Origin of the sequence: Fusobacterium sp. DD2, assembly GCF_018205345.1 — a bacterium.
GTDB lineage: Bacteria > Fusobacteriota > Fusobacteriia > Fusobacteriales > Fusobacteriaceae > Fusobacterium_A.
The window spans coordinates 46,435-62,271 of the sequence record NZ_JADRHM010000005.1 but is presented as its reverse complement, the minus strand read 5'-3'; the positions used below and the strand labels follow the sequence as shown (position 1 = coordinate 62,271).

Annotated in this window: 13 protein-coding genes; 6 read left to right on the top strand and 7 right to left on the bottom strand. The window is 30.2% G+C overall.

All coding sequences use genetic code 11. The features are described from left to right. Positions 1–342: 342 nt before the first annotated feature. Both IX290_RS01635 and IX290_RS11730 read left to right on the top strand, forming a co-directional pair. Positions 343–819, top strand: coding sequence for a hypothetical protein (locus IX290_RS01635; RefSeq protein WP_211491456.1), 477 nt, complete (start codon positions 343–345; stop codon positions 817–819). A 59-nt stretch (positions 820–878) separates the two neighbouring features. Further along, complete coding sequence (locus IX290_RS11730; RefSeq protein ID WP_211491455.1) at positions 879–2,282, top strand: YadA-like family protein; 1,404 nt, start codon at positions 879–881, stop codon at positions 2,280–2,282. Positions 2,283–2,344: 62 nt separating this feature from the next. Here IX290_RS11730 and uxaC read toward each other — a convergent pair whose 3' ends face one another. From uxaC to IX290_RS01595, 7 genes are read right to left on the bottom strand one after another with little or no spacing between them, the layout of a single operon-like run. Next, the gene (gene uxaC / locus IX290_RS01625; RefSeq protein ID WP_211491454.1) at positions 2,345–3,745 is read right to left on the bottom strand and encodes a glucuronate isomerase; all 1,401 of its coding nucleotides are present in this window, start codon (positions 3,743–3,745) and stop codon (positions 2,345–2,347) included. Between the two features lie 23 nt (positions 3,746–3,768). Continuing rightward, the gene (locus IX290_RS01620; RefSeq protein ID WP_211491453.1) at positions 3,769–5,259 is read right to left on the bottom strand and encodes an altronate dehydratase family protein; all 1,491 of its coding nucleotides are present in this window, start codon (positions 5,257–5,259) and stop codon (positions 3,769–3,771) included. Next, positions 5,260–6,696: a tagaturonate reductase gene (locus tag IX290_RS01615; RefSeq protein WP_249168798.1), complete on the bottom strand. Its 1,437-nt coding sequence runs from the start codon at positions 6,694–6,696 to the stop codon at positions 5,260–5,262. It abuts the gene before it with no gap. 50 nt (positions 6,697–6,746) lie between these two features. After that, on the bottom strand, positions 6,747–8,300 hold the full coding sequence (locus IX290_RS01610; RefSeq protein WP_211491452.1) for a glycoside hydrolase family 28 protein: 1,554 nt from the start codon (positions 8,298–8,300) through the stop codon (positions 6,747–6,749). Next, a complete protein-coding gene (locus IX290_RS01605; RefSeq protein WP_211491451.1) occupies positions 8,300–9,169 on the bottom strand; it encodes a carbohydrate ABC transporter permease in 870 nt (289 codons plus the stop codon). Before IX290_RS01605 ends, IX290_RS01610 begins: the two co-directional genes overlap by 1 nt. Positions 9,170–9,172: 3 nt before the next feature. Next, positions 9,173–10,051 carry a sugar ABC transporter permease gene (locus IX290_RS01600; protein WP_211491450.1) on the bottom strand — a complete coding sequence of 293 codons (879 nt, stop codon included), beginning with the start codon at positions 10,049–10,051 and terminating at the stop codon, positions 9,173–9,175. Continuing rightward, entirely contained in the window at positions 10,041–11,174 is a 1,134-nt protein-coding gene (locus IX290_RS01595) for a glycoside hydrolase family 88 protein (protein WP_211491449.1), read from the bottom strand. Before IX290_RS01595 ends, IX290_RS01600 begins: the two co-directional genes overlap by 11 nt. Before the next feature lie 175 nt (positions 11,175–11,349). Here IX290_RS01595 and IX290_RS01590 point away from each other — a divergent pair, with 175 nt between their 5' ends. From IX290_RS01590 to IX290_RS01575, 4 genes are all read left to right on the top strand, one after another. Next, positions 11,350–12,036, top strand: coding sequence for a GntR family transcriptional regulator (locus IX290_RS01590; protein WP_211491448.1), 687 nt, complete (start codon positions 11,350–11,352; stop codon positions 12,034–12,036). A gap of 299 nt (positions 12,037–12,335) precedes the next feature. Beyond that, positions 12,336–13,613: an ABC transporter substrate-binding protein gene (locus IX290_RS01585; RefSeq protein ID WP_211491447.1), complete on the top strand. Its 1,278-nt coding sequence runs from the start codon at positions 12,336–12,338 to the stop codon at positions 13,611–13,613. A gap of 38 nt (positions 13,614–13,651) precedes the next feature. Beyond that, positions 13,652–14,944, top strand: coding sequence for an ABC transporter substrate-binding protein (locus IX290_RS01580; protein WP_211491446.1), 1,293 nt, complete (start codon positions 13,652–13,654; stop codon positions 14,942–14,944). Positions 14,945–14,971: 27 nt separating this feature from the next. Next, positions 14,972–15,814, top strand: a complete 843-nt coding sequence (locus tag IX290_RS01575; protein WP_211491445.1) for a sugar phosphate isomerase/epimerase family protein — start codon at positions 14,972–14,974, stop codon at positions 15,812–15,814. The last annotated feature ends 23 nt before the right edge of the window (positions 15,815–15,837 follow it).

Genomic DNA, 15,837 nt, shown 5'->3' with positions numbered 1-15,837 from the left:
CTCTCTTCTTTTAATAAAATTGAATTTTTGAATAAATTAATATATCAAGTATATTTTTCTAAAACTACTATTTTTAGCTATATGTATAAAAATGATTACTATTTAAACTGGAATTGTAAAATAAGCAATCAATAATAACAAGGTTTTTTATTGAAAAGTGTAAAAAAAACTGCTATAGTTTTATCATGGAGAGATATTGATGTGAAAAATTGGTTTTCGGTAGTGAAAAATAAGATTAATTACAATTAAATATTTATACTGAAAATAATATTGAGAACTGGTAAGTTTGATATGTTATTGTATTTTTTACTACAGTACTTTTATTGACTTTAGGGAGGATGTATGAAAGTAATGTTGAAAAAAATCTTTAACAGAAAAGTAGCATTTTTAGCAGCTGCTTTGTTAGTGTTAGAATCAGGAATAACTTCTTTGTATGCAGAAAACTGGGTGAATGTAAATGGAACTGCACCTGATAACCTTGAGGATTCAAATTATGATAAATCTCATTCTGGAGCTATAGGAAAAAGCTCAATAGCTGTGGGGAATAAAGCTATTGCAGAAGGAGATAGTAGTGTAGCAGTTGGTATTAATGTTCATAATATTGGAAAAACTATTAAGAATAATTATGGCTCATATGGAGCTACAGCTATCGGAATGAACAATGTAAATAATGGATTAGGAAGTACAACTATTGGTTATGGTGATACAACAATAGGTAATTATAATACAGCAGTGGGAGCAATGAACGATACTGCTGGACAATATAATAATGTATATGGTAGCAGGAACGATGTAAAAAAAATAGATCTACAGTTGTAGGATTTGATAATGCTAGCCATGGGTATGGTGCTCTAGTTCTAGGTGGACAGAATAACACAATGTATGTAAAACAGTATCAAGCCTCAGGTAAATTTGCAGAAACTGGAGACTTTGGAGCTGCAATAGGAACAGCCAATACTGTTCTTGGTTCACGAAGTGCAGGAGTTGGATATGCTAATATGGTAACAGGAACTCATGCATACTCATTAGGTGGAGGTACAGTAAATAGTGGTAGAGAAAGTATCTTAATAGGTACAATGTCAATTGTAGGACATGGTGAAACAAACCTTGAAGACCCTGGAGCAAAAGATGATGTCCAAAGAGTAACCTTAGTTGGGCAGTATGCACATTCAGCAATATCTGATTCAGTTGTTTTAGGTTCATATTCACTTGCAACTAGAGAGAGTGGAGTGGCAGGTTATGATGCTGCTACTGGAAAACAACTTACGACAGATGAGATTTTAGCTAAAAATGGAACTAACACAAGTGCTAGTGAACTTTCAAATAAGCTGGCAGAGCTTGATAGTGTTAAACAGGAACTTGAAAATAAGATGTGGGAAGCGGATAAGTTAAGACTTGAACTTGAGACAGAAAAATATAAAGATAAAAATGAGTTTATACAGAAAGCTAAAGAGTTTGATAGACTTGCTCAGGAAGCAGAAGATCTTCAATATAAAGAAGCACTTAAGAAAAAAGAGGTTGGAGACCTTATAGGAAACTGGCAGTCTCAGCTAGCTGCTGTCAGTGTTGGGAACGAAGAAACAGGAGCTACACGTCAAATTACAGGAGTAGCTGCAGGTACAAATGATACAGATGCAGTAAATGTGGCTCAACTTAAGAGTCTAGCCGAAAAGCCAGTAATTATTGCAAATGGTGGAAAAGTAGAAAAGGGACACTATAGTGAAGGAAAAACAGAGGCAGAGATTGCATTAAATAAACTTGCTTTTGATTATGGTGAGGGTCTAAAAGCAACTAAAGGGACTACAAGTGATGGCAGAGAAGCAGTAGTTGTAGAAATAGATAAAAATATAATTCCAGATAAAAAAGAAGTTGTAAAAATAGTAGACAAAAAAATAGAGCCAGTAACAAATAAGGTTATAAATATTGATAACAAGGTAACTAAAGTAGATAACAGAGTTACAGTACTGGACAATAAAGTTGCTCAAATGGATAATAAAGTCAGAGATGTAAGTAATAAAGTTGATAGAGTGGAAAAAAGAACTTCAGAAGGACTTGCAGCAGTGGCCTCTATGTCTGTATTGGACTTTAATGACGCCCCAGTTGGAAAAGTTGGAGTAGGAGCAGGAGTTGGAGGATATAGAAATAAACAGGCAGTGGCAGTAGGAGTAGTATATGGAGTAAATGAAAACTTTAAAGTCAATGCTAAGGTTGGTATTCCTATGAATCAGTATAGAAACAGTGCTTATGGTGTATCTGGAACTTATTATTTTAATTGTGATTAAAAATAAAGGAAGGCTGATGGTTGCAACCATCAGCCTTTTTAAGTTATAGAAGTAGTTTTTGCTTATTTAGCGATATAGTTATCTATATTATTGAAACAGATATTTTCAATCATTTTTCCAAGTTTATTTAAATCATTAGGAAGTTCTCCATTTTCAACCCATTCTCCTAAAAGATTACATAAAATTCTTCTGAAATATTCATGCCTTGTATAAGAAAGGAAGCTTCTTGAATCAGTTAACATTCCAACAAATCTTGAAAGAAGTCCCAAGTTAGCAAGAGCTGTCATTTGTCTTATAATTCCATCTTTTTGGTCTAAGAACCACCATCCAGAACCAAACTGAATTTTTCCTGGTGTTTTTCCATCTTGGAAGCATCCGATTAAAGCTCCAATTGCTTCATTGTCACGAGGATTTAAGTTATATAAAATAGTTTTAGGAAGTTCATTTGTAATATCAATTGCATCTAAAAGACTTGCTAATTCATTGATATAAGTTTTATCTCCAATAGCATCAAATCCTGTATCTGGTCCTAAACGGTTAAACATATTTGTAGATACATTTCTTATGCAACCAGTATGAATTTGCATAACCCAATTTCTCTTATTGTATTCTTTACCTAAGAAAATCATAATATATGTTTTAAATTGTTTAACTTCATTTTCAGTAAGTTCTTCTCCAGAAAGTTTTTTAAGAAGAATAGCATTTACCTCTTCTTTAGATGCTTTAGCAAAAACTACAGGATCTAAAGCGTGGTCTGATATTCTACATCCAACTTCATGGAAAAAATCAATTCTATTTGCAAGTGCTGAAGTATATTTATCAATGGTATCTATTTTTTCTCCGTAGATTTCTTCTAATCTATTAAACCATGGAATAAACTCTTCTTTTTCAACTCTTATTCCTTTATCTGGTCTGAAAGCGGGATTTACAATAGTTTTAAATGTTGTATCTTTTTTTAATGCTATATGATATTCTAAAGAATCTATTGGGTCATCTGTAGTGCATATTACCTTTACATTTGACATCTCTATTAGATTTCTTGCTCTAAAATCATCTGAACTTAATTTTTCATTTGCAAGATTCCATATTTCTTCTGCAGTTTCTTTTGATAGAATCAAATCAATTCCGAAAAATCTCTTTAATTCAAGGTGAGTCCAGTGGAAAAGTGGATTTCCATAGCATTGATCAACAGTTTCAGCCCATTTGATAAATTTCTCTTTATCATCAGCATCTCCTGTTATGTATTTTTCATCTACTCCATTAGAACGCATAGCTCTCCATTTGTAGTGATCTCCACCTAGCCATACTTCTGTTATATTCTTGTATTTTTTATTTTCATATATCTCTTTTGGATTTAAATGACAATGGTAATCATATATAGGCATGTGTTTAGCATAATCATGATATAATCTTTTAGCAGTTTCAGTCATTAATAAAAAATCATCACACATAAATTTTCTCATTTTAATACTCAACTCCAATATTTTTATAATGTTATTCCAGATTTAAAAATTGCCAGTTCTTGAAAGTTATTTTTTTCATTATTGGTTTTTTCGCCATTTATTACTCTGACAATATATTCAATAAACTCTTTTGTTATTTCTTGGAAACTCATATTTTCAGTTACTATTTTTCCAGCATTAAAATCTATCCACTTTCTCTTCTTCTCATAAAGATCTGTATTGGTAGAAATCTTAACTGTAGGAATATAACCTCCATAAGGATTTCCTCTTCCAGTTGTAAATAGAACAATGTGGCACTTTGCAGCTGCCAGTGCTGTAGTAGCTATAAGATCGTTTCCAGGGGCACTTAACAGGTTTAATCCTTTTTTCTTAAGTATTTCACCATATTTAAGTACATCTACAACAATTGAAGTTCCAGACTTTTGAGTACATCCCAGGGATTTGTCTTCAAGAGTTGTAATACCTCCTTTTTTATTTCCAGGAGATGGATTTTCATATATCTCTTGTCCATTAATTAAAAAATACTCTTTAAAATTATTTATCATATTTACGCATTTTTCAAAGACTTCAATATTTTCACATCTTTCCATTAAAAGAGTTTCTGCTCCAAACATTTCAGGAACTTCAGTAAGAACTGTAGTTCCACCTAGACTTATGATGTAGTCTGAAAAATATCCCAGCATTGGATTGGCTGTAATACCAGAAAGGCCATCAGATCCTCCACATTCAAGTCCAAAGTTTACAGTATTTATACTGGCTTCTTCTCTTTTATCACTTTTCATTTTATCATATAATTCAAGTAAAATTTCTTTTCCAGCCTGGATTTCGTCGTCCACTTCCTGAGCTATTAGAAATTTAACTCTTTCAGCATCATAATCTCCCATAGTCTGCTTAAATTCAGATACCTGATTATTTTCACAACCTAATCCTAAAACCAGAACTCCCCCTGCATTAGGATGTTTAACTGTGTTTTGAAGAATAATTCTTGTATTAAGATGATCTTCACCTAATTGTGAGCACCCATAATTATGAGTTAGAACATTAATATCATCTATCTCAAGCTCTTTAACTTCCTTTAAAAAAGCTTCTTTTATTTTTTGAGCAACTCCATTGACACATCCAACAGTTGGAACTATCCAAAGTTCATTTCTTATTCCAACATCTCCATTTTTTCTTTTATAAACTTTTACTTTGATATCTTTTCTTTTGATTTCATTATGTATAAAGTTTGGTAAGTACTCATAAGTATTGAGATCTTTAAGGTTTGTTTTAGTATTGTGAGTATGAACCCATTCACCTGCTTGGATGTTCTTTGTTGCAAATCCAATAGGAAGACCATATTTTATTATATTATCATGTTCTTTTATATCATCAATGGCAATCTTATGACCACGGTCAACATCTTCTGAAAGAATTATTTTTTTATTATCACATTCTATTATTTCATTTTGTTTAAAGTTTCGCAATGCAATAATTACATTGTCCAACTCATTTATTTTTATGAATTCCTTCATTTATTTTACCTCTTTCAAAGCTTCTTTTATTCCTTTAGTATCAATTGATGTTAGATATTGTGTTACAAGATCAGTCATTCCAGGGATTTCATTTAAATCTATATCCCAATGTTCTTTCATTCCAAGTATTGTAGTAACTATATGTTTATAGTCTGATGTCTCCCATAATTTTTTATATAAATCAAGGAATTTTGCATCGTCTCTTAAATTAATAGAATCTCCATTTTCTCTAACACCTTTATAAAATCTAATTAATGCAGCTAATGAGAATAGTAATTTTTTAGAAAGTTTACCTGTTTTCTTATGCATTTTCAGAACCTGAGGTAGTATTCTTGTTTTATATTTTGATGTTGAGTTTAAAGCGATATCAATAAGCATATGTTTTACATATGGATTCTTAAATCTATCGATTACAGCGTTTTTAAAATCTATTAATTCTTTTTTATCCATATCAATTGCAGGAATTATTTCCTGATCAATAGCAGTATCGATGAAAGTTCTGATTTCATCATTTTCCATAGCCTCTCTTACAGTATCGATACCATATAGATATGCAACAGGCACCATAGCTGTATGAGCTCCATTTAAAATTCCAACTTTTCTCATCTTATAAGGTTTAAGATCATCTACAATAACCACATTGAGACCTGAGTTTTCTAAATGAAGTTCTTTTGTAAGTATATCTTTTGGACCTTGGATTACAAATAGATAGAAATATTCTCCAGTAACCATAAATTTATCTTCATATTTAAGTTCTTTTTCAAGTTCATCTTTTTCTGCTCTTGGATATCCTGTTACAATTCTATCAACTAAAGTAGAACACCATATATTTGCTTCATCTAACCAAGTTATAAACTCATCTTCCAATTTCCATAAATGAGTATACTTTAACACTATTTTTTTCAGTTCAATACCATTGTAATCTATAAGTTCACAAGGCATAAGGATAAATCCTTTAGTTTTGTCTCCATTAAAGTGTTTAAATCTTTCATGTAAAAGTCTTGTTAATTTAGCAGGATAAGTGTTTTGTGGTCTGTCCTCATACTTATCTTTATCACTGTAGACAATTCCCGCTTCTGTAGTATTTGACACAATGAATCTCATCTCAGGGTTGTGAGCCAGTTTTAAAAACTCATCAAATTCTTTATATACAGGTATTTCTCTATTGACAGAAGATACAATTCTATAGTTTTTTACAGCTTTACCTTCCTCATTAATTCCACGAATTATAGCAGTATAAAGTCCATCCTGAGTATTTAGAAGAGGAAGAGTGTCATAATCTATAGGTCTTACAACTGCAACTCCAGCATTGAGATTCTGTTTTTTATTCAGGATATCTATCTGCCAGTCAAAGAAACATCTTAAAAAATTCCCCTCTCCAAATTGGATTATTTTTTCTGGATATTTTGGTAAATTTAATTCTTTTCTATCTAACATCTTAATCTCCTTCTGTAGCATATCTATTATCATTTTTTTATTTTCACTTATTATTTCAAATTATCTTTACAATTTTTTCCAATTCTGATTTTTTCACCAGTATTGTTTTTTATAGTAAGATTATTTAAACTGATATCTTTAATATTTTCCATAAAAAATCCAGTTTTAGCTTCAGGTTCAATAAATGACATCATTGCTGGATAGTCAGGCTCTACATTTTCAGAAGTAAAGTCTATTGTGACATTGTCCAAAGTAACCTTATCAATTGGATTTTCAGGAAGACCATACAGGTATCCAGCACAAATATAAGTATCTTTTGCAGTAATGTTCTTTAAGTTAATATTTTTAACTGTTGGGATTCTGTCATCTATAGGAAGAGGCTCTTTTGTATAAACATATTCAGTCTTTCCATCTGGATCACAGAAGTAAAAACAATTAATAACGAAAGGAACTTTAACTTTATTCATTGAAATATTTGTAGCATAGATTCCATCTATAACTCCATTTTTTCCTCTTCCACGTCTTGTTTTTATTCTTATTCCTTTATCTGTTTGATAAAAATCACAATTTTCTATACGTATATTTTCAGCTCCACCAGCCATTTCACTTCCAATTACCAGTCCGCCATGTCCATATTTCATTAAGCAGTGTTTAATTAGAAAATTCTTAGTTGGTTTATTTAAAACAGTTCCTAAATATAATTTACCTGATTTTATTGCGATACAGTCATCTCCAACAGAAAATTCAACTCCCATACATTTTAGATTTTCACATGATTCAGGATCAAATCCATCTGTATTTGGGGAATCCATAGGATTGTCTATTTTTATATTGAAGACATTGAGATTTTTTGTCAAAAAAGGATGCAGAGTCCATGAAGGTGAATTCTTAATAGTTATTCCTTCAATATTTATATTTTCACAGTTATTTAAAAATATAGTTCTTGGACGCCATGCTTTATTTTTTATTTTTGGATTTTTCCACCAGTTATCTCTAGAAGCTCTTCCATCTATAATTCCTTTACCAAGAATTGTTACATTTTTAACATTGATTCCAGTAATAAGTGATGTAAATGTATCTAGTGGATTTCCTTCCCAACTTCCAAGGTAGTATTCATCATTGTTATCATTGTCAATAAGCCCAGGGAGTATTCCAAAATTCTCTCTTTCAGTATCACCAATTAATTGAGCACCTTCAGCAAATTCAAGTGTCAGATTATCCTTTAGGAAAAGGGAAGTAATAAGATATCTTCCCTTTGGTATATATACACGACCATCTGCAGGACAAGCCATAATTGCTGTTTGAATAGCTAATGTATCATTTGAAACTCCATTTCCAAGAGCACCAAATTTTTTTACATTTAATAAGAATTTTTCATTTAAAGTTTTAACTTCAGTCTCGTGAATTTTTTCTTCACCTTTGAAGAACTCAAGTGAGTATTCAGTATTTGGAGTAAGGTCATAAACTGTATTTACAACCTTATCCAATTTTATATTTTCATTATTAATCTTTAAAGAGATAGACTTTTCTAAAAAGAAATTATCATTGTTATCAATTTCAAATGTAACTGCACTTGAAGTTACAAGAAGTATATTGATATTCATTATCCTTTAACACCTCCAGCTGATATTCCATCGACGAAATGTTTTTGAGCTGCAAAGAAAATTAATAGAGATGGAGTTAATCCAATTATAGACATTGCCAATATCTGGTTCCAGTTAACATTACTGCTTACGTCCATAGACATTTTTAATGCTAAGGCCACTGGATATTTTTCAACACTTGATAAGTAGATTAATGGTCCCATAAAGTCATTCATAGTCCACATAAATTGGAATAATGCTATAGAAATGATTGCAGGTTTTAGCATAGGTACCATAATATACACAAGTGTTTGTAAAGGATTACATCCGTCTACCAGAGCTGCCTCTTCAATTTCTTTAGGAAGTCCTCTGATAAATTGAATAAGCATAAAGACAAAGAATGTATCAGTTGCAAATGCAGCTGGAACAAATAGTGGAAGATAAGAATCTAACCACCCAAAGTTTTTATACATTAAGAATTGAGGAATTCTTAAAATTACATTTGGTAATAAAAGTGTTGATATCAAAATACTAAATAAGATTTTCTTTCCTGGAAACTTAAATCTTGAGAATCCATAAGCTGTAAGAACAGCTGAAATTATAGTAAGAATAACTTTTGGAATTACTATTTTAAATGTGTTTAAGAAATATGTAGCAAAAGTATATTCAGTAGATGTTTTCCATCCATTTATATATCCAGTAAAATCAAATTTGAAATCCTTAGGAATAAAACCAATACTTGTAAAGATATCAGCATTTGTTTTAAATGAAGCTCCTAAAAGCCAAATTAATGGATAAAGCATAACTATCCCAACAAGAATCAGAATTGTATATCTAATTCCAGATTTTATATTATTTTTAATTTGTGTTTTTCTAAGTCTGTTAGCCATTTTTTATTCCTCCCCATTATCTGAATAGTGAACCCAATATTTTTGGCTTCTAAATGCAAATACAGTAAATACCATAATAATTAGGAAAAGTATCCAAGATATTGCTGAAGCATATCCCATTTGATAATAGTTAAATGCATTATCATATATTAGAAGAGGAAGAAGTTTTGTTGAGTTAAGAGGACCTCCTCCTGTGATTATATATGGACCATTAAATTCCTGGAATGCTTGAATTAATTGCATTATAAAGTTAAAGAATATTACAGGAGATATCATAGGTATTGTGATATACCAGAATTGTGCAAGTTTAGAAGCACCTTCAATTCTTGCTGATTCATATAAATCTTCTGGAATATTTTTCAGTGCAGCAAGGAAAATAACCATTGCAGATCCAAATTGCCACGCTCTTAATAAACTTACAGTAAATAGTGCATATTTAGGATCACCTAACCATGAGATAGGTTCAATTCCAAGGAAATTAATAATTATATTTATAAGTCCCTGATCTGAAAATAAAAATCTCCAAAGTACAGCAATAGCAACACTTCTTCCTAAAATTGAAGGGATATAATAAGCTGTTCTAAAGAAGTTAATTCCTTTTAGTTTATAGTTAAGAATATTTGCAATAAATAGTGCAAATGAAAGTTTAATAGGTACAGTGATAAAAACATATTTTAAAGTATTACTTAAAGTTTTTAAGAAAAGTGGATCCTTAAAAAGCTTAGTGTAGTTACCTAATCCTACAAATTTTGGAGCACTTAACAGGTTATAATCTGTAAAACTTAGCCATAGTGATGATATAAAAGGATAAGCTGTAAATACTAAAAATCCAATTATCCATGGGGCTATAAATAGATATCCGACTAATTTTTTATTTTTCATAATTAGATTCCTCCAATTCTTTATTCAATAATAAAACCTCGCTATAAGCCATTAAGAATATTCCAGATCCTTTAACATCATCTGCTACCACTGGTTCAGACATGTAATATTCATAGCTTCCATCTCTAAGCTGATTATCAAAATTACCAAGGCCAGCAACAAGACAAATACCTTCTAAAGTTAATTGATCATCTTTCTTTTTAAGATATGTATTGCAAATTCCTTTAAATGCTTCAAGTCCTATTTCTCTGTATTTATCATTTAAGAAACCAAGTCTTGCACCTTTCATCATTGCATAAGCAATCATTAAACTTCCTGAAGTTTCAACATAGTTCTTAGGTTCTCCACCTTTATCAACTACCTGATACCACATATGTGTCTTAGGATCCTGATATTGCAGTACTCCATAGACAGCTTCTTTAAACAGGATTTGAAGGCCTCTGTATTCATAAAAAATTTCTTCTGACATATATTCAAGGGTATCAATCATAGCCATTAACAGCCATCCAATTGCTCTTACCCAGAAATTTTTAGAAAGGCCAGTGTTTTTATCAGCCCATTCCTGTTTCTTAGCAGTATCCCAAGCGTGATAATATAATTTTTTATCTTCATCAAACATGTTATCTCTTACATTTGTAAAGTGTTTATAGATATCTGCATAATTTTTTTTATTATTGAATTCAGTTTCATATCTGGTATAGAAAGGTTCTACCATATATAATCCATCTAACCATACTTGATTTTCATACCTTTTTTTATGCCAGAAGTTTCCACATTCAGTTCTTGGATGAGTAAGAAGCTGACTGTAAAGATTATCTATCGCTTTTTTATATTTTTTATCTTTTGTTAAATTATAGATATCAAATAAAACTTTTCCGGCATTGATGTTATCAATATTGTAATCTTCTTTTACATATCCTCTTAAATCGCCATTATCTGAAACAAAAACATTTAAATATTTAAGTATAAAATCTAAATATTTTTTTTCTCCAGTAGCTTTGTATAATAATAGGCATCCCTGTAATAGGCAACCATCTTCATAACACCACTTTCCTTTGTAAGGCTTGTAGTTTTTTAAAAAATTATCAATATAAGTCTCACAAATAACAGTCTTAAATTCCATTTAAAACCCTCCTACTTTTTATTTTATACTAGTATCCTAGTATGGATTTAGAAAAAAGTCAAGAAGTTTTTATATTATTTTAGTTTTTAGTGTATAGTTTTAGTAGGAAATGTATAATAATTTGAATTTTACATATCTGAGAACTTCTGATATAATAATTTCGTGGAGGTGCTATATGGAATTAATAAAAATTAACAGGCAATTTGGAGAAAATACAAAGCACTATATTTATAGAATCTTAAAAATGAATATTATGACATTGACTATAAAACCGGGAACAATTATAAGTGAAGCAGATATATGTTCAGCTTTAAGTGTAAGTAGAACTCCAATTAGAGAGGCTATAGTTAGATTGTCAGAGGAATTACTTATGAATGTTTACCCTCAAAAAGGTTCTTTTGTGTCTCTGATAGATTTAAATATAGTGGAAGAAGCATATTTTATGAGAAAAATTCTTGAAAAAGAGATTTTAAGATTAGCTATAGATAATTTTTCTGAAGCTGGGATAAAAGAGCTTGAAAAGAATTTAAAGTTTCAAAACATAATTTCTCAAGTTGAAGAAGACCATTCTGAACTGTTTTTCCTAGATAATGAGTTTCATAGATTGATTTATAAGGAAGTTGGGAAAGAAAAAGTATGGAATTCAATTCAATCATTGAGTACACATTATGACAGAGTGAGATTTTTAGATGCTGTAGAAAAAACAAACTTAATACCGACTCTCGAGCAACACAAAGAGATACTTGAAATTATAAAAAATAAAGAGAAGGATAAAGTTGATTCAATAGTTGACTGTCATCTGTCAAACTTCAAAAATAAAATGGATTATTTATTAGAAAAATATCCGAGTTATTTTGCTTAAAAAGAGAAGAAATAAAAAACTTCTCTTTTTTATTTTTTTGCAAAAAAAATATATTTAAATTTTTAATACAAATTTAAAAAAAGAATTAGATTTTTGCAAAAAAGAAACGTCATGTCTGTTAACAAAAAATATTATTTGGAAAAATAAAAATCATTTAAATTCTTGAAAAAATGAAGTTTTACCCACTTAAATGTAAAAAAATCAAACATTTCATTTGACAATAGTCAAAAAATATTATATTTTTTTATCAAAATGAAACTTATATCCTAGTATATGACTAAAAAAGTGGAGGTATGAAAGTGAATTTAAAGAAAATTTTATTAATGAGTTTTTTAGGTTTAAGTATTGCTTTTCCAACTGTAGTAAAAGCAGCTGAAAAAACAGTAAATTTAAAGATTTCATGGTGGGGTAGCGATGACAGACACAAGAGAACCATTGAGGCTGTAAAGCTATTTGAAGAGAAACATCCAAATATTAAAGTTAAAACAGAATATGGTGGATGGCAAGGTTGGCAGGAAAAAGTAACAACTCAAATAGTAGGTAATACATCACCAGATGTAATGCAAATTAACTGGAACTGGATAAATATTTTTTCAAGAGATGGTAAAGGTTTTTATGACTTGAATAAAGTTAGAGATATTTTGGAACTGGATAAAAACTATTCTCCAGATCTTTTAGAAAAATGTACAGTTAATGGTAAATTAAATGCTGTACCTATTGGAGTTACAGGAAAAGTATTTTATATAAATAAAACTGTGTATGAAAAAGCTGGTCTTCCTGTGCCTACATCTTTTGATGAACTTACAAAATCAGCTAAAGTTATTAGAGAAAAACTTGGTGATGAGTATTATGCATTTGATACAGATGTATATGGTGCTCTGTTACTAATGTTATACAAACTTGAGCAGGAAACTGGAAAACCATTTATTGTAGACAATAAAGTAGCTTATACAAAAGAGCAGTTAGTAGATGCGATTAATTTTTATCAGAGTTTAATTGATAATCATGTAATGCCATCTCTTAGAGTAAGAGCAGCAGCAGGATTTGTTCCATTAGATCAACATCCAAGCTGGATTACAGGAAAGTATGCTGGAACTTATGAGTGGGACAGTTCAGCACAAAAATGGCAAGATGCTTTAGAAGAGGGGCAAACTTTAGTTGTAGCACCTTATTTTAAAGATTTTGGTGATAATAAGTCAGGATTTAATAAAATATCAATGGCTTTTGCAATTAAAAAGAATACAAAACATCCAAAAGAAGCTGCGGAACTTATTCATTTCCTAACAACAGATCCAGACGCAATTAAGATATTGGGAACTTCAAGAGGTATTCCATCAAATGAAGTGGCTGTAACTGTTTTAGAAGAAAATAATCAACTTAAAGGGCTTGGATTCCAAGCTAATAAAACTGTAAAAAGTTTTGCAGGAAAAGGAACACACCCATTATTTGAGCATAAAAAACTTAATACAGATTTAAGAGGAATAATAGAAACATTTGGATATGGTAACAAAACAGCAGAAGAAACAGCACAGGATATAATTGATGTTACAAATAACTTTTTAGAAGAAAATAAATAGTTTAACTGTAATTTTTTAAATAGGGAGGAAATTCAACTATGAATTTAAAAAAAGTATTTTGTTTAGGTGTAGCATCTCTAATGTTATTTGGAGCATGCGGAGAAAAGAAAGAAACATCTTCAGCATCAGGTGACAATCAGGTTGTACTAAGAATGTCATGGTGGGGTGGAGAAGATAGACATAAAAAGACTGTAGAAGCTGTAAAATTATTTGAAGAAAAACATCCGAACATCAAAGTTAAAACAGAATATGGTGGATGGCAAGGTTGGCAGGAAAAAATTACTACTCAAATGGCAGGAGGAATGGCTGCTGACTTAATGCAAATCAACTGGAACTGGATAAATATATTTTCAAAAGATGGAAATGGATTTTATGATTTAAATAAATTATCATCAATAATTGATCTTTCTCAATATGATAGTAATTTATTATCTCAATGTACTATAGATGGTAAATTAAATGCTATTCCATATGGAGTTGCAGGAAGAGTATTTTTATACAATAAAACTGCATTTGATAGAGCAGGACTTAATATTCCTAAGAGCTTTAAAGAGATGAAAGAAGATGCAGTAGTTATGAAAGAAAAATTAGGAGAAGATTATTTTCCATTTGAAACAGACTACTATGGAGCATTATTATTGATGCTTTATAAACTTGAACAGGAAACTGGAAAACCATTTATTGTAGATAATAAAGTTGCGTATACAAAAGAACAGATAAAAAATGCTGCAGATTTTTATCTTGACCTGGTAAATACAAAAACTATTCCATCACTGGAATATAGAGCAGCAGCAGGAAATGTTCAACTTGACCAACATCCAAGCTGGATTATTGGTAAATTTGGTGGAACATATGAATGGGATAGTGCATCACTTAAATGGAGAGACTCTTTACAAGAAGGGGAACAACTTGTAGTTGGAGATTATCCAAAAGATTTGGGAGATCATAATTCTGGATTTACAAAAGTTTCAATGGCATTTGCTATAAATAAGGATACTAAGCATCCTAAAGAAACAGCAGAATTACTTAATTTCTTATTAACTGATGATGAAGCAGTTAAGATATTAGGAGTTTCAAGAGGTATCCCTGCAAATAAAAAAGCTATTGCATTATTGGAAAAAGAAAATCTATTAGATCCATTTATGCTTGAAGCTCATAATAAGGTAATGTCTTTTGCAGGAAATGGAATACACCCATTATTTGAACATAAACAATTACACAGTGAACTGAAAGATTTAGTGGATAACTTAGGTTATAATCAGATTTCTTCAGATGAGTTTGCTGAAAAAGTAGTGGAAACTACTAATGAATTTTTAGAAAGAAATAAATAATTAAAATTTAAAAATAGGAGTGGTAATGTGATTAGATTTGGTATAAGGGCACATGATATGGGAAAATATGAAATAAAGGATTTTTCAGAATTGTTAAAACTGGTGAAAAGTCTGGATGGAGAATGTATTCAGTTGGCTTTGAACAAATCTTTTATAGATTTTACCTACTCAGAAGAAAAATTAAATAAAGAATTTGCTAATTTCTTATCTGAAAAATTAAAAGAAAATGGTATAGATATTTCAGTATTAGGTTGTTATATTAATTTAACCGATACAGATGAAAAAAGCAGAAGAAAAAGCTTGGATAAATTTAAGGCACATTTGTACTTATCAAAATTACTAAATACAAGCCTTGTTGGAACAGAAACAGGATGTTTTAACACTACATATACCTACACAAAACTTAATGCAACAGAGGAAGCTTTTGAACTGTTTTTAAAATCAGTAAAGGAATTGGTAGAACATGCTGAAAATTTAAATACAAATTTAGCTATTGAAGGTGTGGCAAAACATATTATTGCCACACCGGAAAAAATGCACAGAGCATTAAAAACTATAGATTCAGAAAATCTTAAAGTTATATTTGATCCTGTTAATTTTTTAACAGTAGATAACTACAGAGAGCAAAGGGAGATTATTGTTAAATCTTTTAAATTATTTGGGGATAAAATTGAAAAAATCCATCTGAAAGACTTTATTATAAAAGATGGAGAAATAAAAGCTGTACCTATTGGAAAAGGAATGTTTGATGTTGAATTTTTTATGAGTGAACTTCAAAAATATAAAGATGATATAGATATTCTTCTTGAAAATTCAACAGTGAACACAGCAAAAGAGTGTATAAGATTTGTTAAACAATATTTAAAATAAAAAAGTAAAAATGTAGTAAGTCA